This is a genomic window from Lentzea sp. NPDC004782, assembly GCF_040609115.1.
In the GTDB taxonomy this organism is placed as follows: Bacteria; Actinomycetota; Actinomycetes; order Mycobacteriales; family Pseudonocardiaceae; genus Lentzea.
Map to the genome: position 1 here is coordinate 26,877 of NZ_JBEXJN010000013.1, position 25,577 is coordinate 52,453.

Here is a 25,577-nt window from a genome sequence, read left to right on the forward strand (position 1 = left end):
AAGGGCTCCTTCATCCACTCCAGGTGGATGAAGGAGCCCTTCATCGCAAGCGCTAGGCGTGCTGCCATACCGCGCGCACCGACGACGCCAGGTCCTGGTGGGGCGACCAGCCCAGTGAGCGCTGGACGCGGGTCGTGTCCGCGGCGATCCACGTGACCGCGCCCGACCGCGGCTGGGCCGGGCCGGACTCGATCACCCGGCCCTGGAAGCCCGCCACCGACGCCAGCATCGCCACCACGTCGCGCACCGCCACCGCCCGGCCGCTGCCGACGTTGAGCACCGGTTCCGGCGCGGTGGGCGCCAGGGCCGCGTCCGCGATCGCGTCGGCCACGTCCGCGACGTCGACGAAGTCGCGGTAGGCGCCGAGCGGACCGAGCGTGATGTCGTCACCCTGCCGCAGCGCCACCCGCATCGCCTGCGCCGCCCGGCCCAGCACGGTCCCCGCCGGCAGGTCGGCGCCGATGGGGTTGAAGATCCGCAGCACCACCGCGTCCAGCCGTCCGGCGATCACCGCGTCGCGCACCAGCAGCGTGCTCGCGAGCTTGGTGATCCCGTAGGCGGACACCGGGTCCGGCACCGCGTCCTCCGCGACCGAGAGGCCGTGCGGGACGCGTCCGTACTCGGCGGCGGACCCGAGCGCGACGAGCCGGGCCGACGGCACGGCCTGGGGAATCGCGTTGACGAGGGCCGCTGTCGGGGTCACGTTGGCGGCGACCAGCTCGGCCGCGGTGCCGTCGAGCTGGCCCGTGCAGTTGACGACCACGCGGGGTTCGACCGCCCGCAGCAGCTCGACGAGCTCGCCCGTGCCGCCGCGCACGAGGTCGTGCCGCACCCAGCCGTCGTCGGGCGGAACGGCTCTGCCGACCCGCACGACCCGAGCGCCCCGCTCGCGCAGCGCCTCGTCCGCCGCCCGGCCGAGATAGCCGGACGCGCCGAACAGCAGCACGGTCACGACAGCACGTCCTGCCGTGCGGCGCCGGGCAGCAGCACCGGTCGCAGCCGCTCGAAGTTCCGGTTGGCCTCGTCGTAGTCGTCGGGCCTGCCGATGTCGAGCCAGTAGCCGCCGAACTCGAAGGCCGCCGGCTCCTCACCGCGGTCGAGCAGGTCGAGCACGAGGTCGTCGAGTCCGAAAGGGACGTTGCGCGGGTACGGGGTGAGCGTCTTGCGGGTCATCGCGTACACGCCCATGCTCACGCCGTAGGAGAGCTCCGGCTTCTCCACGAAGTTGACGATCCGGCCGTGTTCGGAGGACAGCGTGCCGAAGTCGATCTTCACCTTGCGCTGGTAGGTCGCCACGGTCAGCGGTGCGCCGCAGGCGATGTGGTGTTCCATCAGTGCCGCGTAGTCGAGATCGGTCAGCACGTCCCCGTTCATGACGAGGAAGTGCTCTGGCAGAAGGTCGACGAAGTTGAGCAACGGCCCGATGGTCGACAGCGGCGCTTTCTCCTCCGCGTAGTCGACTCTCAGCTGCCACCGGGATCCGTCCCCCACGAACGCGCGGATGAGCGAACCCAGATGGCCGATCGCGAGCGTCACGCGGTCGAAGCCCCGCGTGCCGAGCTGTTGCAGGATGATGTCGAGGATCGCGTACTCCTCGCCGATGGGCACCAGGGGTTTGGGCAGCGCCGTGGTGTACGGCCGCAGTCGCACTCCTCTGCCGCCGGCGAGTATCACCGCATGCATGTGGAGATCACTTCCTCATCGGTAGTGGCGGACCTGTCCGACGCTCCCGCGGAGCGCCACGAGCAGAAACAACGACAACGCGGTGGTGCAGACCAGGAAGACCGGCACCGGGTCGGCAGCGAGCCCCGCCACGACGTCGCCCAGCAGAACCGCGGCCAGGATCAGCGGTGCCGTCACCGCGCCCCCGGTCCGGACGAGCACGAACCCCAGGAAGAACGCGCCACCGAGCAGCACGTGGCCGTCGACGAGCAGCGCGCCGGGCAGCGTGAGCACGTCCGCGGCCCGCAGCACGACGAGCAGCACCGCGGCGGCGGAACCGAGTGCCACCAGACACCCGCCCAGCTCCCGCAGGAGCAGGCGCCACAACGCTTTCCGGAACTCCGCCGGTACCGCGCACCTGCGCAGCTCGTCCGACGCCAGCTCGAAGAACCGCTGGGCGCGCCACTCGACCACCCCCATGCCGAGCACCAGGGGCGCGGCGGCCACGGCCAGGTCGAGCGCACTCAGCACATAGCGGGAATCCGTGTACAGCAACAAAGTCGCGCACAACGCCGCGTACACCGCACCGGGCAGCGCGGCGCCCAGCAGTGTGCTTGCTTTTGGCAGGCGCACCCCGTCGGCGTCATGAGCCTCGCGTCCGGCTCGCCACGCACCGGCCGCGGCGAGCAGCACGGTGACTCCGCCGAGCGCCAGCGCGATCCCGGTCGCCTCCCACACCAGGTGGATCACTCCGCCCGCGCTCGCCGGCACCACCGCGGTGACGAGGACGATCTCCCTGCGGTGGAACAGGAGCACTCCGATCGAGAACTGCAGGCCCGCCAGCGCCAGCACGAACAGCGCGGACTGCCAGCCGGACACCGTCGCGACGGCCGCCGCGATCGCCGTCCCGGCCAGGCCGAGCCACCGCGCCAGCCGGGCCGCCGCGGCACCGGCACCCCTGGCCAGCAGCTGGTGGGCCGCCGCGCTCGCACCCGAGCCCCACACCCAGCTCACCGCGGTGGCGACCACCATGGCCCGCACCGCCGCCGGACCGCCGAGCACGTCCGCCACGGCCGGGAACACGGTCGTCGGCGCCAGGTACAACGGCCCGCGCACGGCGTGCGGCCAGCTGCTTCGCCGCGGCTCGCGCTCGGCCTCGACGGTGCCGCGCGGCAGCCGTTCGAACACCTGCCGCCCGAGCGCGAACACGTCCGTGCGCCCGTAGGTGTCGACCGCTACCTGGTCGGTGACGCCCTGGCTTTCCAGCAGCGCCGCCACCTGCAGCTCGTCCACCGGGTCGGGCAGCTGCCCGGCGACGCGGGTCACCAGCTCGTCGAGGATCATCGGGTCAGCTCCGCATATCTCTCGCGGTAGCTGTCGTTCCACCGCTGCACCGTGAACCGTTCGACCACCCGTTTCCTCGCCAGGCCACCGAGCCTGCGCCGCAACCCGTTGTCGGTGAGCAACGTGACGCACGCCCGCGCGACGGCCTCGTGGTCACGCGGCGGCACCACCAAGCCCGCGTCGGCGACGGCCTCGCTGACCCCGCCGACGTCGGTGCAGACCGGCGGGCGCCCGGTCGACATCGCCTCGACGACGGTGAACGGAAACCCTTCCGACACGCTGGTCAGCGCGACGATGTGGCCGGCGTGGTAGGCGTCCACCTGGCTGGGCACCAGTCCCTCGAACGCCGCGCTGCCGGTCAGCCCGAGCTGGTCCATCAACCGCACACAGCTCGCGTGGTAGCCCTTGTTGGCCTCGGGCACCGGACCGAACACCCGCAGGCGCGCCTCCGGAAGCGCGCGGCGGACCTCGCCGAACGCCCTGATCAGCGTGTGCAGGTCCTTCAGCGGGTCGATGCGGCCGACGAACACGATCGTCGGCACGTCCGGTTCTCCCTGCGCCACCGGGAACTCCGCCGGGTCGATGCCGTTGTACATCGTCCACATGCGACTCGCGTCGGCGCCGCTGTGCAGCTGCCAGCGCCGGTTGTAGTCCGAGTGCGGGGTGAGCATGTCGCAGGCCCGGTAGGCCGCGCCCGCGAGTGCGCGGTGGAAGCTCAGCAGCACCACCTTCGCGGGCAGCGCCAGCGACTCGCCGACCGCGCCGAGATACCGTTCGCGCAGGTAAACGCCGTGCTCGGACATCATCATCGGTGTGCCGTAAGCCCACTTGCCCGCCATGCCGACCAGTGCGCTCAACCCGTTCATCGCCAGATGGCACACGTCGACGTTGATCGGCGGGTACGACAACGGCCGCAGCGAGTGTTCGAGCAGGTCGGTCGCGATCACCGCGTCCCGCAACGAGATCGGCCCCTCACCGCAGTCGGCCACCGCGCGGATCAGCCTGTCCACCGAGTCGTCCGACGTCAGCGCCGCGCCCACGTCCGAGGTCTGCGCGAGCACGAAGATCCGGTGCAACGCCGACAGCAACGCCTCGGGGCTGCTGTCGGTGCAGGGCAGGAACGACCTCAGGAAGTCCTCGTGCGCCTGGGCGAACCCGGCGGGCCTGCGCCGCGCCCGCCGGGGCCGTCTACCCCACAACGGCATGGACACCACCTCGGCGAGGTTCGCGGGGGAGGGCCACCACGGCCGCTCGGTGCCGTCCACGGTCAGCGCGACGGTGGTGAACCGGAAGTCGGGCATGCCGCGGATCAGCTGGTCGCACCACAGGCTCACCCCGCCGGGGTGGAACGGGTAACACCCTTCGGAGACGAGGGCGACGTCGAGTGCGGTCATGGCCGTGGACTCGCCTTCAGCACCACGGCCTGCCCCTTGGCCAGGCCCACCCGCGCCACGGTGTCCGCGCCGTAGGTGTCGCTCTCGTCGGCGCTCGACCGGTCGGCCTCGGTCGCCGGACGTTGCTGCACCCCGGTGAGGAACAGCGTGCCGCCCGTTCCCGGCACGTAGGTGATCGCTCCGGTGCCGCGGTCCCACACCGCGTCCTGCCCGGACGCGAGCTCGGCGAAGTGGGCGGTCCTGGCCTCCACGTACCTGGCCAGCGTGAGCCAGTCCGGGCAGAGCAGCGGAACCCGGTACAGCGCCGCGTACTTCGCCACGGTGGCGGTGACCCAGTCGAACGTGAGGGACCGGCCCGGCGCGTACTCCCGCAGGTTGCCCTGGTGCAGCGTGTGCGCGTACACCGATCCTCTCATCAGGTGGCGCACCGCGACCTCGGCCTCGGCGTCGGTGGCCTGTTCGTAGGTCAGGTCGTGGTCGAGGTGGTCGGCGGCCTTGCCGTTGCGGCCGTACTGCTCGTTGTAGAGCGCGGTCTGCTCCTCGGGTGTGGTGGCCTCGAAGGCGATGTTGGTCGGCCAGTCGGGCACGACCAGCACCTCGGGCCGCAACGGGTGGTACACCCCGCAGTTGACGCACTTCGGCCGATGACCGGCGAAGGACATGTTGCCCTGCACGTACTTGACGCCGAGGTCGTGCGCGGCGTCGAGCATCGCCTGGTTCGACCCGTTCAGCCCGAAGTCGGTCGGCGTGTCGGTCGAGTTCGGATCAGGGGTGTACACGCCGAGTCCCGAGTACTCCGGAGTCTTGAGCACCTCGGCCGGCACGGGCAGGCCCGCCTCCGCGGCGATCGCGAGGTTCTCGGCGATCTCGTTCCGGTTGACGTCGTAGGGCGTGTGGTTCATCTGCGGATGGGTCGCGGTGTGGTTGACCCAGCGGAACTCCCGGACCAGCTCCTGGGAGACGGTGCTGAGCGTGTCGTCCGATCTGAACCTGCTTCCGTTGTAGGGCAACGTGAGCGTGAAATCGGCGGCGACCGGATATCGCGTGCGGAGGTCGCGTTGCTGTGCGTTCGTGGCCTTGGCGTCGTCGCCGCTGAGCCGGTACATGTCCGTGACGCCGTCGACGCGTTTGCGGGCGGTGGAGTTGAACCAGTCGTCGACGTCGACGGTGAACCAGTGCCGTTGCTCGCCGAGCAGCACCCCGCGGGTCGCCCACCGCACGAGCCCCGGACCGAGCAGCAGCGTGGCCACGTCCTCCGGCCCGGTCGAGAACGTCAGCGCGAGGCGTTCCCGGCCGTCCGCCGACCGGCTCCTCACCCCGACCACCGCGTCACCGACGGTCAGCAGCGGTTGCGCCGCGCAGCCGGGCGCGAGCCTCGCCCAGTTCACGTACGACCTGGTGAGGGGAATGCGCGCGTCCGGCCTGAGGTGGTCGAAGACGGCGCTGCCGTCGGGTGACAGCGCCATCTCGACCCCGGTGCCGCCCACCTCACCCTCGCCGCCCGCCCGCAGGCAGAGGTCCTCCGGCTCGGTGCCGGGGGAGGTGTTCAGCGACACCTGCCGGACGCCGTAAGCACGTTCGTAGTCCCACAGGACGTTCCACTGTCCCTGGTCGAACGCGCTCGCGTAGCTCCCGTCCGGCTTGGCGTGCAGCAGTGCGCCGTTGGTCAGCAGCACCGCGTTGTACCGGCCCGTGCCGTCCGGCCGGACCAGCCGGTCCGGCGTCAGCGGTTCGGCACCGGCCCGCAGCACGTCGTAGGGCGTGCCGACGGTGTCCAGCACCGACCGCCAGGTGGCCAGGCCGAAGTCGTCCTCGCCGGTCGCGATCACCAGCTGCCGCAACGCCACGACGTCGCCGCGCCGCCCGCCGCCCGCCGGGGGCCGATCCGCGCGCACGGGCACGAACCGCTTGACGGGCAACGGATACGGCACGGGACGCGTCTGGTCGGGGGCCCCGCCCGCCCGGCCGGGGCCGGGCGGGCTGAGCACCGTGATCGTGGTGATGACGAGCGCGATCGCGGCCAGCAGGGGAGCGACCACCTTGACCGTCATGGCCTGGGCACCGCCGTGGCGACGACGGTGGTGCCCGCGGTGATCGACAGGCGGGTGATGGTGTCGGCCCCGTAGCGGTCGACGGTGCCCGCCGGGTGCGTCACGCCGGTGAGGAACAGCGAACCGGTCGTGGCGCTGGTGCGGGTGACGGTGTTGGTGCTCTTGTCCCACACCGCGTCCCCACCGGCGCGGATCTCGGCGAAGTGGCTGGTGCGCGCGTCGACGTAGCGGGCGAGCGTCGGCCAGTCGGGGTTGCGCAGCGGCGCCGAGAACCGGGCGCTGTACCGGTCGACGACCGTGCGCAGCAGGTCGAAGGTCAGGCTGCGGCCGGACGAGAACTGGCGCAGGTTGTCCTGGTGCAGCGTGTGGCTGTAGGCCGACCCGCTCATCACGTGCTGCAGCGCCACCTCGGACTCGTAGCTCAGCAGCTCGGGATAGCTCAGGTCGTGGTCGTAGTAGGGGAACCGGCCGTGCGGGCCGTAGAGGCTGTTGTAGAGCAACGTCTCCTCGTCCGGAGTGGTCACCTGGTAGCCGATGTTGGTGGGCCAGTCCGGCACGATCAGCAGCCCCGGCCGCAGGGGATGGCGGATGCCGCAGTTGAAGCACGACGGCCGATGGCTCGCGAACGACATGTTGCCGTGCAGGTAGCGGACACCCGAGTCCCAGGCGGCGGACAGCAGGGCGGGGTTGGACGCCGACAGCCCGAAGTCGGTCGGAGGATCGGTGTCCGGTGCGTTCGGGTCCGGGTTGTACACCCCGAGCCCGGAGTAGGCGGGGGTCTTGAGCACGTCGGTGGGCACGGTCAGCCCGGCCTGCCTGCCGACCGTGAGGTTGTCCTGGATCTCCCGCCGGGTCGTGGCGTAGTCGGTGAAGTTCAGCTCCGGATGCGTCAGGGTGTGGTTGACCCACCGGAAGGAGCCGGCGAGACACTTCGAGTAGCTGGTGAGCGCGTCCGGCGTGCCGGTGGAGGAGCACTGCGAGGGCGCCGCCGGGGTCAGGTCGCCCCCGTTGTAGGGCAGGTTCAGGGTGAAGCCCGCGGCGGTGGGGTAGCCGGAGCGCAACGCGTTCTGCTGCGTGTTGACCGCCGCGGCATCGGATCCGCTCAGCCGGAAGCCGGGATCGGTCTCCAGGTGGCCGTCCGGGTACAGGTGGTCGCCGGAGTTGAACCAGTCGTCGACGTCGGCGTTGATCCAGTGCCGCTGCTCACCCGCGAACACGCCGCGGGTCGCCCAGCGCACGAGGCCGTAGCCGAGCATGTCGGTCTGCGGCAGGAACTCGTTGGAGGAGAACGTCAACGCCGCCCGCTCACGCCCGTCGGCGGAGGTGCTGAGCACGCCGAGGACGTAGTTGTCCGCCGTCAGCACCGGCTGCGCGGCGCATCCGGGCGCGAGCGTGGACCGGTACACGTAGGAGTAGGTGATGGGCACGGTCGTGGCGGGGTTCAGGCGGTCGAAGAGACCCCGGCCGGCGGCCGTCTGCGCCGCCTCCAGGCCGGCGGCGCCGACACTGCCCTCGACCCCGGGGCGCAGGCAGTAGTCCTCGGGGAAGGTGCCCCACGAGGTGTAGAGCGAGACCTGCCGCACCCGGTAGGTGCGCTCGTAGGCCCAGAGCGCCTGCCACTCCGCCGCGTCGAACGCGCTGACGTAGCCGCCGGAGCCGTCGGGCTGCAGCAGCGCGTTGTCGGTGAGCAGCACCGCGCTGTACCGGCCGCTGCCGTCGGGCCGCACCAGCCGTCCGGCGGTCAGCTGCTCGGTGCTCGCGGTCAGCACGTCGTACGGCGTGCCGATGCGGTCGAGCACGGCCTTCCACGTCGACAGGCCGAAGTCGGCCGAGTCGAGGGCGATCACCAGTGGTCGCAGTGCCACCCGGTCCGCGGTCGCCGCCGATGACACGCTCGCGATCGGTCCGTTCACCGGCTTCAGCCGCGGCGGTGCCGGCGGCTGCGGCCGGGCGACCTCACCGCGGATCAGGCTGTGTCTGTGCTGGCTACCAGACGCCTTCTGTCCTGCTGCTTCCGCCGGTGCCGAAACGGTGGTCAGGGCTGCCGCGACCAGCGCGGCGACGACGGACGCGAGCCACTTCCTGCGTGATGTCAGCATGATGCCTTCCCTCCCCGGAAAGCCGATTCTGGGCATTTGGGCACGCGTCAGTACCGCCTTCACGGCAAAGCGCCGAGAAGGAGACCTGACGTGCGCAGAGTTCGGTCGGGTGTGGTGAGTGAATCCCGTCGTGGCGGTGGTGCCGTCGTCGAGCGACGGTGGAGACGGGTGCGCGTATTTGACCTCCCCTGGTCGGCGCGAGAGAAAAGATAGGACGAGAAGCCCGGTGGCCGGTACCTCAATTCGTGCGATATCCCGCAAAGACACGGAGCAACGTTAGGGCCCGAACGGCCTAACGTATAGGCAGGTGGGATGCCCCTCACTGCTGGTTCTGACGGACGGCTGCCCGAAGCGTTGGGCATGATTTCGGGACTTTCGCCCCTGTTCGTTCGATGCACTGTGTCAGGTGACATGTGTCGTCACCAGGCGCGTGTGCGATTAAACATTCGTACCGTTGGTATGTTTAGCTTAACGTTAGTTGAGGCTGCATTGTTCGAACCGGCACGGTTTCGTTTTCTCGGGAAAATGGAATAATGGCACCGTTGTTCGGGCCGTGCATGTGTTCCCGGATCGCGTGCGTTCGCCGGTGGTCGATCGGGTGTGTCGCGGTGCCTCGACCGCGCCTCCAGCCGTACGGTCGATTCTGGGTTCCCAGACCGTGCCGGTCGTACCTGCTCGATTCAGAGACCTGGGCCACCCTCGGTTGCACGTCCAATAGTAGGAAGTCAAACTATTCTCATGGCCACCACTCTGCACAAGCCGGTGAACCCGGTGCGCTTCGTGACGGCGTCCAGCCTGTTCGACGGGCACGACGCGGCGATCAACATCATGCGGCGCATCCTGCAGTCGCAGGGTGCGGAGGTCATCCACCTCGGCCACAACCGGTCGGTGGCGGAGGTCGTCGACGCCGCGATCCAGGAGGACGTGCAGGGCGTCGCCATCAGCGCCTACCAGGGCGGGCACGTCGAGTACTTCTCGTACCTGGTCGAGCTGCTGAACGAGCGCGGCGCCGGGCACATCCGCGTCTACGGCGGCGGTGGCGGCGTCATCGTCCCGGAGGAGATCGAGCTGCTGCACTCCCGCGGGGTCGCGCGGATCTTCTCGCCGCAGGACGGGCAGACGCTCGGGCTGGCGCGCATGATCAACCTGATGATCGAGGAGTGCGACCACGCGCTCACCGAGCCGTTCAGTCGCGACGCGCTGCTCACCGGTGCGGACGAGGCGCTCGCGCGGGCGATCACGCACATCGAGGCCGGCATCGCCCAGCCGCTGGAGACCACGCGCAAGGTGCCGGTCCTGGGCATCACGGGCACCGGCGGTTCCGGCAAGTCGTCGCTGACCGACGAGCTGGTGCGCCGGTTCCGGCTCGACCAGCAGGACAAGCTGCGCATCGCGGTGCTGGCCGTCGACCCGACGCGGCGCCGCGGCGGTGGCGCGCTGCTCGGCGACCGCATCCGGATGAACTGTCTCGATGGCAACAGGGTGTTCTTCCGTTCGCTGGCCACGCGCCGTGCGGGCAGTGAGATCCCGGACGGGCTGGAGCAGGCCATCACGGCGTGCAAGGCATCCGGCGCGGATCTGGTCATCGTCGAGACGCCCGGTATCGGCCAGGGTGACGCGGCCATCGTGCCGTTCGTGGACTTCTCGCTGTACGTGATGACGCCGGAGTTCGGTGCCGCGTCACAGCTGGAGAAGATCGACATGCTCGACTACGCCGACGCCGTGGCGATCAACAAGTTCGAGCGGCGCGGTGCCGAGGACGCGCGTCGTGACGTGGCGCGGCAGATGGTGCGCAACCGTGAGGCGTTCGGTGCGAAGTGGGAGGACATGCCGGTGTTCGGCACCTCCGCCGCGACGTTCAACGACGACGGCGTGACCGCGCTCTACCAGTTCCTGCGTGACGGGCTCGTGGAGCACGGCCTCCAGGTCGAAGAAGGCTCTCTCGCGCCGGTCAACGGCAAGACGTCCACGTCGGCGTCCACGATCGTGCCCGCTTCTCGCGCGCGCTACCTCAGCGACATCGCCGACACCGTGCGCGGCTACCACCGCAAGACCGAAGAGCAGGTCGAGGCGGTCCGCGCGCACACCCAGCTGGTCGGCGCGCAGAAGGCGTTGGAAGCCGCGGGCAAGGGCGTCGCGGACATCGCGGAGCTGGCCGCGGACGCCGAACGCGAGCTCGACCGCGAGACGCAGGAGCTGCTCGCGCAGTGGCCGGCGACCCGCGAGCGGTACTCCGGTGACGAGCTCGTGTTCAAGGTGCGGGACAAGGAGATCCACACCAAACTGACGCGGGAGACGTTGTCCGGCAACCAGGTCCGCCGGGTCAGCCTGCCCCGCTACGACGACGGGGGTTCGCTGCTGCGGTTCCTGCGCAAGGAGAACCTGCCGGGCTTCTTCCCGTACACCGCCGGGGTTTTCCCGTTCAAGCGCGAGGGCGAGGACCCGGCGCGCATGTTCGCGGGCGAGGGTGACGCGTTCCGCACCAACCGCCGCTTCAAGTACCTGTCGAAGGGCAGCCCGGCCACCCGCCTGTCGACCGCGTTCGACTCGGTGACGCTCTACGGCCGCGACCCCGACACCCCGCCGGACGTCTACGGCAAGATCGGTACGTCCGGTGTCTCCATCGCGTCGCTGGACGACATGAAGGCGTTGTACGACGGCTTCGACCTCGTCGCGCCGACCACGTCCGTGTCGATGACGATCAACGGCCCGGCGCCCACGATCCTCGCCTACTTCCTGAACACGGTGATCGACCAGCAGGTCGACAAGTTCCGCGCGGAGCACGACCGCGAGCCGAACGCCGAGGAGTACGAGCAGCTGCGCCGGTTCGCGCTGTCGAACGTCCGCGGCACGGTCCAGGCCGACATCCTCAAGGAGGACCAGGGCCAGAACACCTGCATCTTCTCCACGGAGTTCTCGCTGCGCATGATGGCGGACATCCAGGAGTGGTTCATCCAGCAGCAGGTGCGCAACTTCTACTCGGTGTCGATCTCCGGCTACCACATCGCCGAGGCCGGCGCGAACCCCATCTCGCAGCTGGCTTTCACTTTGGCCAACGGTTTCACCTACGTCGAGTCGTACCTCGCGCGCGGCATGCACATCGACGACTTCGCGCCGAACCTGTCGTTCTTCTTCTCCAACGGCATGGACGCCGAGTACAGCGTCATCGGCCGCGTGGCGCGCCGGATCTGGGCCGTGGCCATGCGCGACCGCTACGGCGCCGCGGAGCGTTCGCAGAAGTTCAAGTACCACGTGCAGACCTCGGGCCGTTCGCTGCACGCGCAGGAGATGGACTTCAACGACATCCGCACGACCCTCCAGGCGCTCTGCGCGTTGTACGACAACTGCAACTCCTTGCACACCAACGCGTACGACGAGGCGATCACCACTCCCACGGAGTCGTCCGTCCGCCGCGCGATGGCCATCCAGATGATCATCAACAAGGAGTGGGGCCTGTCCGCGAACGAGAACCCGTTGCAGGGCTCGTTCGTCATCGACGAGCTGACCGACCTGGTCGAAGAGGCCGTGCTGATGGAGTTCGACCGCATCTCCGAACGCGGCGGCGTGCTCGGCGCGATGGAGACCGGCTACCAGCGCGGCCGCATCCAGGACGAGTCGATGCTCTACGAGCAGCGCAAGCACGACGGCTCGCTGCCGTTGGTCGGCGTCAACACCTTCCTGCCCGAGGGCGGCGAGCGGGAGCACGTGAAGATCGAGCTCGCCCGCGCCACGGAGGAGGAGAAGCAGTCCCAGGTCGAGCGCACGCGTGCGTTCCAGGCGGCGCACCGCGACGAGGCGGAGAAGGCGCTCGCGCGGCTGCGTGAGGTGGCGCAGACGAACGAGAACGTGTTCGCCGTGCTGATGGACGCCGCACGCGTGTGCACGCTCGGCCAGATCACCGAGGCCTTCTTCGAGGTGGGCGGCCAGTACCGCCGCAACATCTGAGAGCGATGAAGGGCGCCTTCATCCACGTGAGGTGGATGAAGGCGCCCTTCATCGCGGTTCAGACCGCGTAGGGGCGGCCCACGATCCACCCGCCGATCCGGTCGGGGAGCTCGTCGGTCGGCACCACCTCGACGGGGTCGCCGACCCGCACGGTGCCGGGCTGGATCACCCAGCTGTCCAGGCACAGCACGCCACCGAACTCGTGCCGGATCCGCCGGTGCACGTCGAGGTCCTGCGCCCCGGTGTCGGGATCGATCGTGGTGACGACGCATCGGGCGCGCTTCTTGAACATGCCGATCACGACGTCGCCGACCACCAGCGCGTGGCCCGGCCACCCGTCCTCCTCGCCGGGTTCGACGCCGCCGATGAGGATGTTGGGCCGCAACCGCCGCACGTCGATCCCGGCCGCCTGCACCTGGCCGTCGGTCGCCACCAGGACGTTGAGCACGTCGAAGCGTTCCGGTCCGGTGTAGCGGGTCAGCCGGCCTCCGTGCGGGAGCACCAGCGCGTGCGCCTCCCAGCTGTCCCACGGATGCCCGTCCACCAACGGGCCGTCCGGGCCGGTGGAGGCGGGGATGGTCAGCAGGCCGTACCGCGTGCGCCCGGTCAGCACCCCGCGCGGGCCCTGGACGTGGACGAGCCGGTCGCCCGCCACGCCGTCGCGGGTGAACTCCGCCTCCTGAAGTGGTTCGCCCGCCAGTGACTTCACCGGGTAGCGCCACAACGCTTCGACGTGCATCTCGCTACCCCGTGGGGATCTCGCAGGTCGAATCCGGGTCGATGCGGCGGTCTGCTGCCGCGATCCTGATGTCGTTGATGCTCGCCTCGCGCCTGCTCATCAGACCGGACGGCGCGAACTCCCAGTTCTCGTTGCCGTAGCTGCGCCACCACTGGCCCTCGTCGTCGTGCCACTCGTACTGGAAGCGCACGGCGATGCGGTCGTCCCCGAATGCCCAGAGCGACTTCCGCAGCACGTACTCGTGCTCCCGCTCCCACTTCCTCGTCAGGAACGCGACGATCTCGCCGGTACCGCGCACGAACTCGGACCTGTTGCGCCACACCGAGTCCGGCGTGTAGGCGGCGGCCACGCGGTGCGGGTCGCGGGTGTTCCAGGCGTCCTGGGCGGCCCGCACCTTCCGGCTGGCCGTGTCGGCGTCGAACGGGGGCACGAGGGTCACGGGCGGTCCCTCCAACGGTTGGTCGATGCTCTAAACGTTAGAACGAGTGTCTAACGGATGCAAGCGTGTGTTACCGTTAGACGTGCTGACGCCCGACGAACCCCGTCCGGTTCTGCTGATGAACACCATCTGGGCCAATCGGTCGCAGGTGAACGACGACCTGACCACGGTCGGTGGACTCCGCGACTTCCTGGGCGTGCCGGTCGACCAGGGCGACCTGGAGGCCTTTCGCGCGCTGCGGCAGGCGCTCCGCGACCTCGCCGGCGTGCTCACCGAGGACGCGCGCGCGGTCGCGCGGAACCGTGATCTGGAACGGGCGGTGGCCGAGGTGAACCGCGCGGCCAGAAGTGCGCCGCAGTGGCCGCGGCTGGTCGTGCGGGACGGGGAACTGTTGCGGGACAACGAAAGCGAGGGCTCGCCCGCCTGTCAGGCGCTCGCCTCGATCGCGGCGGAGGCGGTGGAGCTGTTCACCGGGGCGGACCGGGTGTTGTTGCGCGCCTGTCATGCACCGGGCTGCGTGCTGTACTTCGTGAAGGACCACCCGCGCCGCGAATGGTGCTCGCCATCCTGTGGCAACAGGGTCCGCGCCGCGCGCCACTACCGGCGCAATCGGGGTGAATCCCCTGGTCCGAACGGGTTTTCCTGATCGCCGAAGCTACACATGAGCCGCTGGAGTTCCGATAACCGGAGAACAGTAGGGCGCGCATTGTGTGTGGTGGTGATCCGCGATGTCCCGAGAATCCGTGCCAGGTCACGACATCAGCTATCACCTCGTCTGCTTCGACGAGACCGGCAACGAGCGGGGGCGCGAGAGCGCGGACGTCCTGTGGGACGCCCGGCGCGGCGTCACCGACGTGTTCTTCTTCATCCACGGCTGGAACGGTGACGTCCCCGCCGCCCGCGAGCAGTACGGGCAGTGGATCAAAACGATGGCCGACTGCCGTGCGGAACGTGAAGCGGCACACGGGCTTCCCGGCGGCTTCAAGTCCTTGCTCGTGGGCCTGCACTGGCCCTCGAAGGCGTGGGGCGACGAGGACGTGCGGTCCGACGAGTTCATCAAGGCCTCCGCGCAACGCCTCGGCGGCGGGGCGGGGCGCACCGCCGCGGTGCGCACGATCGTCGAGGCCGCGCGGCAGCACCCGTGCCGGATGTCGGCCGCCGTCAAGCAGGCCTACGACTACCTGGAGAGCTCGGTCCCCGACCTGCCCGGCGAGGACGGGATGTCGTTCGACGCCGAGCAGCTCTACCGCGCGTGCCTGGAGGACCCCGCGCTGGGCGGGATCCTGTCCCCGTTGCGGATCCTGACGTTCTGGAAGATGAAGCGGCGCGCCAAGGTGTTCGGCGAGAGCGGGGCGGCCCGCATCGCCCGCGAGGTCGCGCAGGCCGCCCCGAACGCGCGCATCCACCTGATGGGCCACAGCTTCGGCTGCATCACCGCCACCGCGATGGCGAACGTGGTGCCGGCCGCGACGCTGACCCTGGTGCAGGGCGCGATGTCGCTGTGGTCGTTCGCGGAACGGCTGCCCGGCGAACCCGGCTCCGGTTACTTCCGCGGCGTGCTCGCCCGCGTGCCGGGGCCGATCATCGTCACGACCTCCGCGCACGACTACGCGATCGGCCGGTTCTACCCGCTGGCCGCTCGGTCGGGCCGTCAGGTGGACCTCGACGAGTACCCGAAGTACGGCGCCATCGGCGCGCACGGCGTGCAGGGCACCTACGCCCACGGCCACAACATCGGGTCTCCTGGCGAACTCACCAGGGGGCAGGTGCACAACGTCGACTGCTCGTCGGTCATCCGCCGCATCGACGGGATCGCCGGTGCCCACAACGACATCTGCCACCCGGAGCTGGCCAGGCTGCTGTGGAGGGCGGTGTTGGCCCGTTAGAGTTTGTCCGTTTTCAGAAACACCGGTTTCCGTTGACTGCTCCGATGTCTCGGTTCTAACGTGGGCTGCACCGTCGCTGCCGAACACCTCGGAGCCGAGGACGGTCACAAATGTTTCGTCGTCCATTGTGGATAGTCGCTGCCTTCGTGCTGGCGCTCGTCGCGGGAACGACCCCGGCCCAGGCCGCGGATCCCGTGCTGGTGCCCATCTTCGACGGCAAGACGCTCGACGGCTGGACCATGCACGCCAAGGACGCGTTCGTCGTGAAGGACGGCGCGATCGCCAGCAAGAAGGACACCACGCGCGGCTGGATCTACTACAACAAGCAGCAGTACAAGAGCTTCCGCTGGATCTTCAAGGTGCGCCAGATCTCCGGCAACCACCGGCCGACCGTGCTGATCTGGGGCAAGATCGCCACGCCCCCGTTGAACGGCCTCGGCGCCATCCAGTTCCAGCCGCCGAACGGCGGCGCGTGGGACTACCGGGTGGGCCACAACAACGGAGGCGGCAAGCTCTTCACGAAGTACCCGCACCCGAACATCGACGTGAAGAAGTGGGCGCAGTGCGAGATCCTCGCCAACGGTGACACCGGGGTCGCGCGCATGGCGTGCTGCCCGTTGCCCGACGGCGCGACCAAGTGCAAGGCGACGGAAGTCCTGAAGTTCGAGGACAAGAAGGAACCGGCCGGCCGCGAGGCACCGGTGGCGATCCAGATCCACAACAAGGGCATCGAGGACGAGTACAAGGACCTGGTCGTCGAGTCCCCGGTCGCCGACCCGACGAAGTTCATCACCACGTAGTACCTCTGGGTAGAGGGATGCCGGCCCGTCCCGCGCCGCGAGTCACATGACCCCCGCGCGCCGCGGGACGGGCACGGCCTACCCCGCGCCCAGTCGCAGGACCATCTGCGGCACCAGCGTGTTGCCCAGGCACGGGCGGAGGTCCGCGCGCAACGCGGACAGGCTGATCGGGTCCAGTGCGGGCGAGACGGCGATCCCCACCGTCCCGGCGGTCAGCACGACGCGCTGCATCGCCTGTCCCGCACGGATTTCCGCTGCGGCACCCTGGCTGAACGTGCACAGCACCAGCTCGGTCCCGCCGGTCACGTGCAGCCACGCGCGTTCCACCTCGGCCGCGCGGGACAGCAGGCCGCGACAGGAGGCCAGCTCGGGGAACGTCGTCCACGTGCGACGGTTCGTGCGCAGCGCGTGCAGCAACGCCAGCACGTCCGGGCTGGGTTTCTGGTAGCCGCCGAGCCGCACGGCCGCGGCGGCGTCGTTGGCGCTCGGGCCGGGCAGCAACGTCACCAGTGGACGGATGCCGTGACCCTGCAACGCCAGCCGGACGTTGAGCAGCGCGACCCCGCAGGCGACCTGCGTTTCCCTGCTGTGCGGGGCCGTGGTGTGCAGCTCGATCTGCTCGGGCCGCACCTCGAACCGCACGCCGGGCGCGGCGGCTCTCGCGAGCGCGAGGACGCCGCGCACGTCCTCACCCGCGAGTCCGAGTGAGTCGGGCACGGCGATCGTCATGCTCACACTGTCAGGTCTCCGACGCCGGGTCGGCCACGGTCGAAGGTCCCCTCTTGATAGGGCCGTGCGATGGGCGGACAAGGCCGTGCGATGGGTGAAAGTGTGCGAATCTAGTCGTCGTGCCTGACATGCCTGGTCGCCGAGGCCTCGACGAGCTGCTCGACGAGGTCCGAGACCGCATGGATGAGATCGTGACCACGCGTGACCACATGCAGGAGCTGCTCAGCGCCGTGCTCGCCGTCGCGTCCGGGCTGGAGCTCGATTCGACGTTGCAGCGCATCGTCCAGGCGGCGGTCGACCTCGTCGGTGCCCGTTACGGAGCGCTCGGCGTCCTCGGCACGCGTGACGATTTGTCCGAGTTCGTCTATGTGGGCGTGGACGAGGAAACGCGCGCCACGATGGGCCACCTGCCCGAGGGCAAGGGCCTGCTCGGGTTGCTGATCAAGGACCCGACGCCGCTGAGGCTGCGCGACCTGGCCCAGCACGACATGTCGGTCGGCTTCCCGCCCAACCACCCGCCGATGCACAGCTTCCTGGGCGTGCCCGTGCGCGTGCGCGACGAGGTGTTCGGCAACCTCTACATGACCGAGAAGATCGACGCCGCCGAGTTCACCGCCGACGACGAGGCCGTGCTGCAGGCACTGGCCGCGGCGGCCGGCATCGCGATCGAGAACGCGAGGCTGTTCGAACGGTCCCGGATGCGCGAGCGGTGGCTGGAGGCGATCGGCGAGGTCAACTCCGAGCTGCTCGGCGGCGCGTCCGGCGAGTACGCGCTGCGCCTCATCACCCAGCGCACCGTCGAGCTGGCGGGCGCCGACGCGGCACTCGTCGTGCTCGGCGACGGCGAGGACACGCCGTTGTCCGTGGCGGCGAGCGCCGGTCTGCGGATCGACGACTTCGACGCCGCCGACTACGCGGTCGACGAGGTGATCCGCTCCGGCGTGCCGCTGCTCGTGGACGACCTGGGCACGGCGTTCGGCTCCGCGCTCGCGGTGCCGCTGCGGTCGGGCCCGGCGGTCACCGGCGCGCTCGTCGTGCTGCGTCGCGGCGGTGAGACCCGCTTCCTGCCCGACCAGGTGCCGGTGCTCGCGTCGTTCGCCGACCAGGCGGCCGTCGCGCTGGAGTTCGCCGAGCAGCAACGCTCCCAGCGGCTGCTGTACGTGCTGGAGGACCGCGACCGGATCGCCCGCGACCTGCACGACCACGTCATCCAGCGGCTGTTCGTGACGGGCCTCACCCTGCAGGCGACCATGAGGCGCATCACCGAACCGGAGATCGCCGCCCGCCTGCAGACCGCCGTGGAACAGCTCGACGAGACCGTCCGCGAGATCCGCACGTCCATCTTCGACCTGCACTCCACCGACAACACCTCGTTGCGGCGGAGGTTGTTGGACCTGGTGGCCGGCCTGACCGAGGCGACTCACCTGTCACCCGCGGTCCGGATGTCCGGCACCGTCGACAACTCCGTGCCGCCCGAGCTCGCCGAACACGTCGAGGCCGTGGTGCGCGAGGCCGTCACGAACGCCGTGCGGCACGCCGAGGCGACCGAGCTCACCGTGCTGATCGACGCCGGTGAGGACGTCGTGATCACCGTGCAGGACAACGGAATCGGCATCCCGCCCGAGGCTTCTCGCAGCGGCCTGCGCAACCTCGCGCGCCGTGCCGAGAAGTTCGGCGGCACGTTCGCGGTGCATGCGACCGAGGGCGGCGGCGCCTGCGTGGTGTGGCGGGTGCCGCTCCCGGTCACGTAGTCCTGTCAGGCCTGGCGGGGTTTCTCGCCGTCCTTGCGGAACTGCGAGGCGAAAACGGCGGCCTGCGTGCGGCGCTGCATGCCGAGCTTCGCCAGCAGGTGCGAGACGTAGTTCTTGACGGTCTTCTCCGCGAGGAACATCCGCTCGGCGATCTGCCGGTTCGTCAGGCCCTCGCCGATCAGGTCGAGCACCGTGCGCTCCTGCTCGCTGAGCATCCGCAGCGGGTCGCCCTCCTCGCGCTCACGCCGGATCCGGTTCAGCAGAGCCGAAGTCGTGCGGGCGTCGAGCAGCGACTGTCCTGCTGCGACGGTGCGGACCGCGTTCACCAGGTCGGCGCCGAGGATCTGCTTGAGCACGAACCCGGACGCGCCCGCCATGATCGCGTCGAACAGCGCCTCGTCGTCGGCGAAGCTCGTCAGCATCAGGCACTGCAGGCCCGGGATGCGGCTGCGCAGCTCGCGGCACAGCTCTATGCCGTTGCCGTCGGGGAGCCTGATGTCGAGCACCGCCACGTCGGCCTCGGCGCCCGGCACCTTGGCCAGGGCCTCCGCGACCGACGCGGCGTCACCGACCACTTCGAGGTCGGACTCCTCACCGAGCAGGTCCGCGATGCCGCGGCGGACGATTTCATGATCATCGACGAGGAAGACACGCGTCGCCATTCGTGACACGGTAGCCCAAAGACTCTGCCAGAAGGGGACCAACGGCACACGGCTCGCTACGACGATCGGGCCTAGTTTTGGGATCATGAGCGCACTGCCTGTGGTGGTCGGTGTCGACGGATCCTCGTCCGCGCTCGCAGCGGTGGCGTGGGCCGCGCGGGCGTGCAAATTGCACGACGCGCCGTTGCGGTTGGTGCACGCGTACACGCTCCCCACGCGCGGGTATCCCGAAGTCATCTCGTCGGCACGTGAGCTGCGGTCGGCGATGTATGACCAAGGGCGGATGTGGCTCTCTCAGGCCGTTGCTGTCGCACGGTCCGAAGCACCTGATGTGCCCGTGGAGCACGACCTGCGCATGGAACATCCCACGCCCGTGTTGCTCGCGGAGTCAGCACGCGCGCGGGAAGTCGTGGTGGGGTCGCATGGACTGGGCGGGTTCACCGGAGCGTTGGTGGGCTCAACGGCGCTGGCGCTCTCGCAACATGGAGAGTGTCCTGTGGTGGTGGTGCGGGGTAACAACCACGACGGGCCAGTGGTGGTGGGCGTCGATCTCTCGCCGGAGTCGGACCCGGCCGTCGGCTTCGCGTTCGACGAGGCGGCGGCGTCCGGGGCGCCGCTCATGGCGGTGATGGCGCACCTCGACGAGCAGTCGTCGCTGTTGAGCACGCGAATGTCCGGGTGGCTGGAGAAGTGCCCGGACGTCGCGGTGGAACAACTCGTGGTGGGGGAGCGGCCGATCCCGTTGCTGCTGGAGCTGGCGCGACGGGCGGGCCTGCTCGTGGTGGGCTCGCGGGGGCGTGGCGGATTCGCCGGGATGCTGCTCGGGTCTACCTCGCAGGCCCTGATCCACCACGCCCCGTGCCCGGTGGCCGTGGTCAGGCCTGCTTGATCGCCGAGATCTCGAACTCGAGGACGACCTTCTCGCTCACCAGGACGCCGCCGGTCTCCAGCGCGGCGTTCCAGGTCACGCCGTAGTCCTTGCGGTTGATGGTGTGCGAGCCCTCGAAGCCCACGCGGGTGTTGCCGAACGGGTCGACGGCCACGCCCTCGAAGGCGAACGGGATGGAGATGCTCTTGGTGACACCCTTGATGGTGAGGTCACCGGTGATCTCGAAGTTGTCGTCGTCGATCTGCTTCGCGGCGGTGGAGACGAACGTGATCTCCGGGAAGTTCTCGACGTCCAGGAAGTCGTTGGTGGTCAGGTGACCGTCGCGCTGCGCGTTGCGGGTGTCGATGCTCGCGACCTTCAGGGTCACCTCGGCGGTGGTGTTCTCCGGCTTGTCACCGTCGATGTTGATCTTGCCGTCGAACTCGTTGAACGCACCGCGGACCTTGGTGACCATCGCGTGACGTGCGACGAAGCCGATGCGGGAGTGCGAGGCGTCGATGACGTAGGCGCCGGTCAGTTCGGAGAGGTTGGTGGCGGTGGTCATGGTGGTCAGTCCTTCGGTTGCTCGATTTGGTTGAAGTGTCATCCACCCTGCCCGAACGTGGATGATGTGTCAACTATTCCCGTATGCTGAGCACGTGACGAGATGGCTGGAACCGGAGCAGCAGCGGGCGTGGCGTGCCTACGTCCGCATGCAGGGGGAACTGAACGCCCATCTGAGCAGGCAGATGTCGGTCGACTCGGACATCTCGATGGCCGACTTCGCCGTGCTGGTGCAGCTCACCGACACGCCTGAGGAACGCGTGCGCGTGCTGGAGCTCGCTCGGTCCCTGCACTGGGAGAAGAGTCGGATCTCACACCACGTGGCCCGGATGGAGAAGCGCGGGCTGGTGCGCCGCGAGAACTGCCGCAGCGACGGGCGCGGGTCGTTCGTCGTGCTGACCGACCTGGGCCGGTCCGCGATCGAGGCCGCCGCGCCCGCGCACGCCGAGACCGTGCGCGCGCTGGTGTTCGACCTGCTCTCCGACGCCGAGGTGGAGGCGCTGCGGGAGATCTCGGAGAAGATCTTCACGCGCCTAACGACAGGAGAATGTGCGGCGGTAATCGCTCGGTGCGATGCCGACGACCCGATGGAAGTGGTGCCGGAGGAGGGCGGCTGTTCCGAAGCCTGACCTGACGGCGACCGTGTCGACGTCCAGGTCGGTCTCTTCGAGCAGCCTGCGCGCGTGCAGCACTCTTTGCAGTGAAAGCCACTTGTTCGGGGTGGTGCCGGTCTCCGCGACGAACTTCCGCGCGAACGTCCGCTCGGACATGACGGCGAGCTTCGCCATGGACGCCACCGTGTGGTTGTCCTCGATCGTTTCCAGCACTCTTTCCAGCACCGGTTCCAGGCTGTCCGAGCTGCACTCGGGGATCGGGAGCTCCACGAACTGCCGCTGACCGCCGTCGCGCTGCGGCGCCACGACCATCCGGCGCGCGATGATGTTGGCGATCTTGGTGCCCAGCTCCCGCCGGACGAGGTGCAGGCAGGCGTCGATGCCCGCGGCCGTGCCCGCGCTGGTGATGATGTTGCCGTCGTCCACGAACAGCACGTCCGGGTCCAGGTGGGCCTTCGGGAACCGGGCCGTGAACTCCCTCGTCTCGCGCCAGTGCGTGGTGCAGCGGCGGTCGTCGAGCAGGCCGGCCTCGCCGAGGATGAACGCTCCGTTGCAGACGCTGAGCAGCGTCGCGCCGGTCTCCTGCACGGTCTTGAGCAGCTTCTCGGGGTAGACGTCCCGGATCCGCGCGGCCGGGAGGGCGACCAGGTCGGCGTCCAGCAGCGCGTCGAACCCGTGCTCCGGCGTGATGCTGACGCCTCGGATGTTCGTCGGCACCGGCCGGTTCGGGAGCTCGCCGCACACGCGGAAGTCGATCAGGGGCACGCCCTCCTCGGTCCGGTCGACGCCGAACACCTCGCAGAGCAGGCCGAACTCGAACGGCGCGACGCCGTCGATGAGCGGAACCGCCACCGATCGCAGCATGGCAGGATTTTAGCGCGCTGCGTCAGATCTGCCACTGTTGGCGGGATATCGATGGTCGCAAACTTCACGTATGACTCTTGCAGCGATCGTCCTCGTCCTGGCAGGTATCTCCGTCTGGCTCGACCGGCACCGCGACCGCGATGCCGGTCTGGCGGGCTCGTCCGACGTCACCGACCGCGACCGCATCCGCGTGCGCAACGACCTGCGGTACCTCACTTGATCTGCGGCTGGCTGATCCTCGGCCGGGGTCCCGTGTACCGGGCGACCGGGCGGATGATCTTCGTGTCCTCGGACTGTTCGAGCGCGTTGGCACACCACCCGATCACCCGGCTGCACGCGAACGTCGGCGTGAACATCTCACGCGGGATCCCGCACTGCTCCATCACCACGCCGGCGTAGAACTCCACGTTCGCGTACAGCTGCCGTCCTGGCTTGAGCTCCTCCAGCAGCTCGGTGACCCGCTGCTCGACCGTGACCGCGAACTCGGTCAACGGCGTGGGCCGTTCCAGCGCGATCTCCTTGAGCAGCCGCGCCCGCGGGTCCTCGGTCTTGTAGACGGCGTGCCCGAAACCCATGATCCGGTCGCCCTGCTCGATCCGTTCGCGGACCCACGCGTCGATGTTGTCCGGCGTCCCGATGAGGTCCAGCGCTTCCAACGCCCGGTCCGGCGCGCCGCCGTGCAGTGGCCCGGAGAACGTCCCGATCGCCGCCGTCACCGCCGACACGACGTCCGCGCCCGCGCTGGCGACCACGCGCGCGGTGAACGTCGACGCGTTGAACCCGTGGTCGATCGTGGCGATCAAGTACTGCTCGACCGCACGGCTCGTCCACGTTGACGGTTCCTGTCCAGTCAACATGTACAACCAGTTCGCCGACGTTGACAAATCAACCCTGGGGTTGACCGGATCAAGTCCGAGCTTGAGCCTGTGCAGTGCCGCGAGGATCGTCGGCGTCATCGCGCTGACCTTGAGCGCGTCCGCCTTCCTGGTGCTCATCGGCGCGTCCCACATCGGCTGGCTCGGCAGCATCGACAACGCGGTCCGCAACCCGGCCAGCGCCGTGCACCCCGACCGTGCGATCGCGGGCAGCACCTCGCGGATCGTCGCCGGCAGCGGGCGGAGTTGTGCGGTCTGCGCGGCGAACAGCGCGGACTCCTCGGCGTTCGGCAGGCGTCCCTCGACGAAGAGGAACCACACGTCCTCGAAGGACCGCGTCCTGGCCAGTTCGATCGCGTCGTGCTCGCGGTAGTGGTAGTAGCCCGCGGCCCCGTTCACGTCCCCGATCAGGGTCGTGGTGACGACGACGTCTTTAAGCCCTTTGGGTGCATCAATCAACATGTACAAGAGGGTCCATCAACATCTCATGTACAGTCAACGTTGATGGAATCAATGTTGACGACGAATCAAGCTGCCCGTCGCCTCGGTGTGAAACCGGCGACGGTGTACGCCTATGTCAGCCGCGGCCTGCTGACCAGCAAGAAGCTGAACCGGCACAGCATGTTCGACGTCAGCGAGGTCGAAGCCCTGGCGCAACGCACTGGTGCGCGCGGAGCAGTGGCGGCTGTGACCGATCGCATCCGCACCCGCATCTCCCTGCTGGAGAACGACCGCCTCCACTACCGCGGCCGCTCCGTTCCGGAGCTGTCCAGCACCAGGCGCTTCGAGGACGTGGCCCACTGGCTGTGGACCGGCGTCGACACCGTCGGTCTGCAGTTCCCCGAGGGCCAGGAGATCTGGATGGCCCTTCCGGACAGCGCCACGCTGACCGACCGCATCCGCGTGGCCGTGGCCCTCGCCGGCGCCGGCGACCCGCTGCGCTTCGACCTCGACCGCGCGGTCTCCACCGCCAAGGCCCTGATCGCCGACGTGGTCGAGTCCCTCCCGCTGGTCAGCAAACCACAGGGCACCGACATCGCCGACCGCCTGTGGGCCCGCCTGTCGCCGGAACCCCCGCAGCCCGACCTGCTCAACGCCGCCCTGATCCTGCTCGCCGACCACGACCTGGCCATCTCGACCCTGGCCGCCCGCGTCGCCGCCTCGGCCCACGCCCACCCGTACGCCGTGGTGTCGGCAGGCCTGGGCGCCATGGAGGGCCAGAAGCACGGCACCGCCACGACCATCGCCCACCGGTTCCTCGCCCAGGCCGAGTCCGACCCGATGGGCGCCGTGGCCGAACATCTGCGATCCGGCCAGCCCATCCCGGGCTTCGGTCACCGCGTCTACGCCAACCGCGACCCGCGCGCCGACCACCTGCTCGCGTTGCTGCGCAGCCACGGCGACCTGGTGGCGGACAAGGTGATCGGCACGCAGCTGCAGACCTTCCCGAACGTCGACCTGGCGCTGGCGCAGTTCGGTCTGATGTTCAAGATGCCGCCGGACGCGGGGGAGGCCATCTTCGCGATCGCGCGGATCGTGGGGTGGATCGCGCACGCGATGGAGGAGTACCAGGAGCCGGGTCTGCGGTTCCGGACGCTCGGCGTGTACACGGGCGACCGCCCGTGACGAGAACGTCTTGGAACCTCTCCAAACGGTGAGCGGTCGCTCGTCGGCGGTGAGCGGTACCGAACACACCAACTTGGCGCGTCGACGATTATTTGTGCAATAGGAAGTCAAACAAAATGCGATTCCGGTCAAAGCTGGTTCCAGGCCGGGCCCTGAGCAGGTTGTTGTGGAAAATTCCGGTATTGGCGGAATGTGGAATTCCAGTGGACGCTGGAATATTGAAGGCCCTCTGAACTGCGAAAACGGCCGTTTTGGTTCGGCGTACCTTGATCGGCCGTACCGAACACCGCTTGCCGCTCTTCGTCGCTTGTAAACCGGTCAGCGCCTGGCTGCTGCGCACGAACCTGTGCCCCTGGTCAGGTTGCGATCAGGTTCCGGTGGCGGTTCTGCGCAAACCAGTCTGAACAGCACGAACGGCCCCCTTCCGGCGGCGAATTCCAGGGGTCGTCGCAACACGGCTGATCAACTGGCTTGGGCCAGGAGTTAGTCAAGCGCTCGGCGAACGGCCGGAAAGTTCGGTCGGGCTGATGGGCCAGGTGATCGGCAACTGGCCGACGACACTGCGGGTCGCGGCGCTGATCGCGTTGCTGATTCTCGGGTTGTGGCTGTTGCCGGTGGACCTGACGCTCGGTCCGCTGGAGATCACCAGGCACTGAGCAGGAGGC

23 protein-coding genes are annotated in these 25,577 nt (G+C 69.1%); 10 read left to right on the plus strand and 13 right to left on the minus strand.

The window, feature by feature from the left end:
• Positions 1-52: 52 nt before the first annotated feature.
• The 6 genes from ABZV40_RS14455 to ABZV40_RS14480 are packed head-to-tail and all read right to left on the minus strand — an operon-like array spanning position 53 to position 8,550.
• On the minus strand, positions 53-952 hold the full coding sequence (locus ABZV40_RS14455) for an NAD(P)-dependent oxidoreductase (RefSeq protein ID WP_355440230.1): 900 nt from the start codon (positions 950-952) through the stop codon (positions 53-55).
• Positions 949-1,683 carry a sugar phosphate nucleotidyltransferase gene (locus ABZV40_RS14460; RefSeq protein WP_355440233.1) on the minus strand — a complete coding sequence of 245 codons (735 nt, stop codon included), beginning with the start codon at positions 1,681-1,683 and terminating at the stop codon, positions 949-951. Before ABZV40_RS14460 ends, ABZV40_RS14455 begins: the two co-directional genes overlap by 4 nt.
• 15 nt (positions 1,684-1,698) lie before the next feature.
• On the minus strand, positions 1,699-3,006 hold the full coding sequence (locus ABZV40_RS14465) for a hypothetical protein (RefSeq protein ID WP_355440236.1): 1,308 nt from the start codon (positions 3,004-3,006) through the stop codon (positions 1,699-1,701).
• Positions 3,003-4,400 carry a GT4 family glycosyltransferase PelF gene (gene pelF / locus ABZV40_RS14470; protein ID WP_355440239.1) on the minus strand — a complete coding sequence of 466 codons (1,398 nt, stop codon included), beginning with the start codon at positions 4,398-4,400 and terminating at the stop codon, positions 3,003-3,005. Before pelF ends, ABZV40_RS14465 begins: the two co-directional genes overlap by 4 nt.
• Positions 4,397-6,451: a hypothetical protein gene (locus ABZV40_RS14475; protein ID WP_355440242.1), complete on the minus strand. Its 2,055-nt coding sequence runs from the start codon at positions 6,449-6,451 to the stop codon at positions 4,397-4,399. The genes pelF and ABZV40_RS14475 overlap by 4 nt, the downstream gene beginning before the upstream one ends.
• Positions 6,448-8,550: a hypothetical protein gene (locus ABZV40_RS14480; protein WP_355440245.1), complete on the minus strand. Its 2,103-nt coding sequence runs from the start codon at positions 8,548-8,550 to the stop codon at positions 6,448-6,450. Before ABZV40_RS14480 ends, ABZV40_RS14475 begins: the two co-directional genes overlap by 4 nt.
• 738 nt (positions 8,551-9,288) lie before the next feature.
• On the opposite strand from ABZV40_RS14480, the gene icmF reads away from it, so the two are divergent.
• A complete protein-coding gene (gene icmF, locus ABZV40_RS14485; protein ID WP_355440248.1) occupies positions 9,289-12,495 on the plus strand; it encodes a fused isobutyryl-CoA mutase/GTPase IcmF in 3,207 nt (1,068 codons plus the stop codon).
• A 58-nt stretch (positions 12,496-12,553) separates the two neighbouring features.
• On the opposite strand, the gene ABZV40_RS14490 is transcribed toward icmF, so the two are convergent.
• Both ABZV40_RS14490 and ABZV40_RS14495 read right to left on the minus strand, forming a co-directional pair.
• Positions 12,554-13,234, minus strand: a complete 681-nt coding sequence (locus ABZV40_RS14490) for an MOSC N-terminal beta barrel domain-containing protein (protein WP_355440250.1) — start codon at positions 13,232-13,234, stop codon at positions 12,554-12,556.
• A gap of 4 nt (positions 13,235-13,238) precedes the next feature.
• Positions 13,239-13,673 carry a nuclear transport factor 2 family protein gene (locus ABZV40_RS14495; RefSeq protein ID WP_355440253.1) on the minus strand — a complete coding sequence of 145 codons (435 nt, stop codon included), beginning with the start codon at positions 13,671-13,673 and terminating at the stop codon, positions 13,239-13,241.
• Positions 13,674-13,755: 82 nt separating this feature from the next.
• Here ABZV40_RS14495 and ABZV40_RS14500 point away from each other — a divergent pair, with 82 nt between their 5' ends.
• The 3 genes from ABZV40_RS14500 (at position 13,756) to ABZV40_RS14510 (ending at position 16,359) form a co-directional block, all read left to right on the plus strand.
• Positions 13,756-14,319 (plus strand): ABATE domain-containing protein, encoded by a 564-nt coding sequence (locus ABZV40_RS14500; RefSeq protein ID WP_355440256.1) that lies wholly within the window; start codon positions 13,756-13,758, stop codon positions 14,317-14,319.
• Between the two features lie 82 nt (positions 14,320-14,401).
• Positions 14,402-15,559 carry a hypothetical protein gene (locus tag ABZV40_RS14505; protein ID WP_355440259.1) on the plus strand — a complete coding sequence of 386 codons (1,158 nt, stop codon included), beginning with the start codon at positions 14,402-14,404 and terminating at the stop codon, positions 15,557-15,559.
• Between the two features lie 125 nt (positions 15,560-15,684).
• A complete protein-coding gene (locus ABZV40_RS14510) occupies positions 15,685-16,359 on the plus strand; it encodes a family 16 glycoside hydrolase (protein ID WP_355440262.1) in 675 nt (224 codons plus the stop codon).
• Positions 16,360-16,437: 78 nt separating this feature from the next.
• Here the strand turns inward: ABZV40_RS14510 and ABZV40_RS14515 are convergent, their stop codons facing one another.
• Positions 16,438-17,088 carry a hypothetical protein gene (locus tag ABZV40_RS14515; RefSeq protein ID WP_355440265.1) on the minus strand — a complete coding sequence of 217 codons (651 nt, stop codon included), beginning with the start codon at positions 17,086-17,088 and terminating at the stop codon, positions 16,438-16,440.
• A 128-nt stretch (positions 17,089-17,216) separates the two neighbouring features.
• Here ABZV40_RS14515 and ABZV40_RS14520 point away from each other — a divergent pair, with 128 nt between their 5' ends.
• Positions 17,217-18,839, plus strand: coding sequence for a GAF domain-containing sensor histidine kinase (locus ABZV40_RS14520; RefSeq protein ID WP_355440268.1), 1,623 nt, complete (start codon positions 17,217-17,219; stop codon positions 18,837-18,839).
• 5 nt (positions 18,840-18,844) lie between these two features.
• On the opposite strand, the gene ABZV40_RS14525 is transcribed toward ABZV40_RS14520, so the two are convergent.
• A complete protein-coding gene (locus ABZV40_RS14525; RefSeq protein ID WP_355440271.1) occupies positions 18,845-19,501 on the minus strand; it encodes a response regulator transcription factor in 657 nt (218 codons plus the stop codon).
• A gap of 85 nt (positions 19,502-19,586) precedes the next feature.
• On the opposite strand from ABZV40_RS14525, the gene ABZV40_RS14530 reads away from it, so the two are divergent.
• Positions 19,587-20,390 carry a universal stress protein gene (locus ABZV40_RS14530; protein WP_355440274.1) on the plus strand — a complete coding sequence of 268 codons (804 nt, stop codon included), beginning with the start codon at positions 19,587-19,589 and terminating at the stop codon, positions 20,388-20,390.
• Here ABZV40_RS14530 and ABZV40_RS14535 read toward each other — a convergent pair.
• Complete coding sequence (locus tag ABZV40_RS14535) at positions 20,377-20,934, minus strand: YceI family protein (RefSeq protein ID WP_355440277.1); 558 nt, start codon at positions 20,932-20,934, stop codon at positions 20,377-20,379. The two genes, ABZV40_RS14530 and ABZV40_RS14535, sit on opposite strands and share 14 nt — an antisense overlap.
• 94 nt (positions 20,935-21,028) lie before the next feature.
• Here ABZV40_RS14535 and ABZV40_RS14540 point away from each other — a divergent pair, with 94 nt between their 5' ends.
• Entirely contained in the window at positions 21,029-21,562 is a 534-nt protein-coding gene (locus tag ABZV40_RS14540; protein WP_355440280.1) for a MarR family transcriptional regulator, read from the plus strand.
• Here ABZV40_RS14540 and ABZV40_RS14545 read toward each other — a convergent pair.
• Entirely contained in the window at positions 21,467-22,411 is a 945-nt protein-coding gene (locus ABZV40_RS14545) for a helix-turn-helix domain-containing protein (protein ID WP_355440283.1), read from the minus strand. The genes ABZV40_RS14540 and ABZV40_RS14545 overlap by 96 nt on opposite strands.
• 70 nt (positions 22,412-22,481) lie before the next feature.
• Between ABZV40_RS14545 and ABZV40_RS14550 the strand changes: the two genes are divergently transcribed.
• Positions 22,482-22,631, plus strand: coding sequence for a hypothetical protein (locus tag ABZV40_RS14550; protein WP_355440286.1), 150 nt, complete (start codon positions 22,482-22,484; stop codon positions 22,629-22,631).
• Here the strand turns inward: ABZV40_RS14550 and ABZV40_RS14555 are convergent.
• Positions 22,624-23,748, minus strand: coding sequence for a citrate synthase/methylcitrate synthase (locus ABZV40_RS14555; protein WP_355440289.1), 1,125 nt, complete (start codon positions 23,746-23,748; stop codon positions 22,624-22,626). The genes ABZV40_RS14550 and ABZV40_RS14555 overlap by 8 nt on opposite strands.
• Positions 23,749-23,799: 51 nt before the next feature.
• Between ABZV40_RS14555 and ABZV40_RS14560 the strand changes: the two genes are divergently transcribed.
• Both ABZV40_RS14560 and ABZV40_RS14565 read left to right on the plus strand, forming a co-directional pair.
• A complete protein-coding gene (locus ABZV40_RS14560) occupies positions 23,800-24,912 on the plus strand; it encodes a citrate synthase (RefSeq protein WP_355440629.1) in 1,113 nt (370 codons plus the stop codon).
• Positions 24,913-25,439: 527 nt separating this feature from the next.
• Positions 25,440-25,568, plus strand: a complete 129-nt coding sequence (locus ABZV40_RS14565) for a hypothetical protein (protein WP_355440292.1) — start codon at positions 25,440-25,442, stop codon at positions 25,566-25,568.
• Positions 25,569-25,577: the final 9 nt, after the last annotated feature.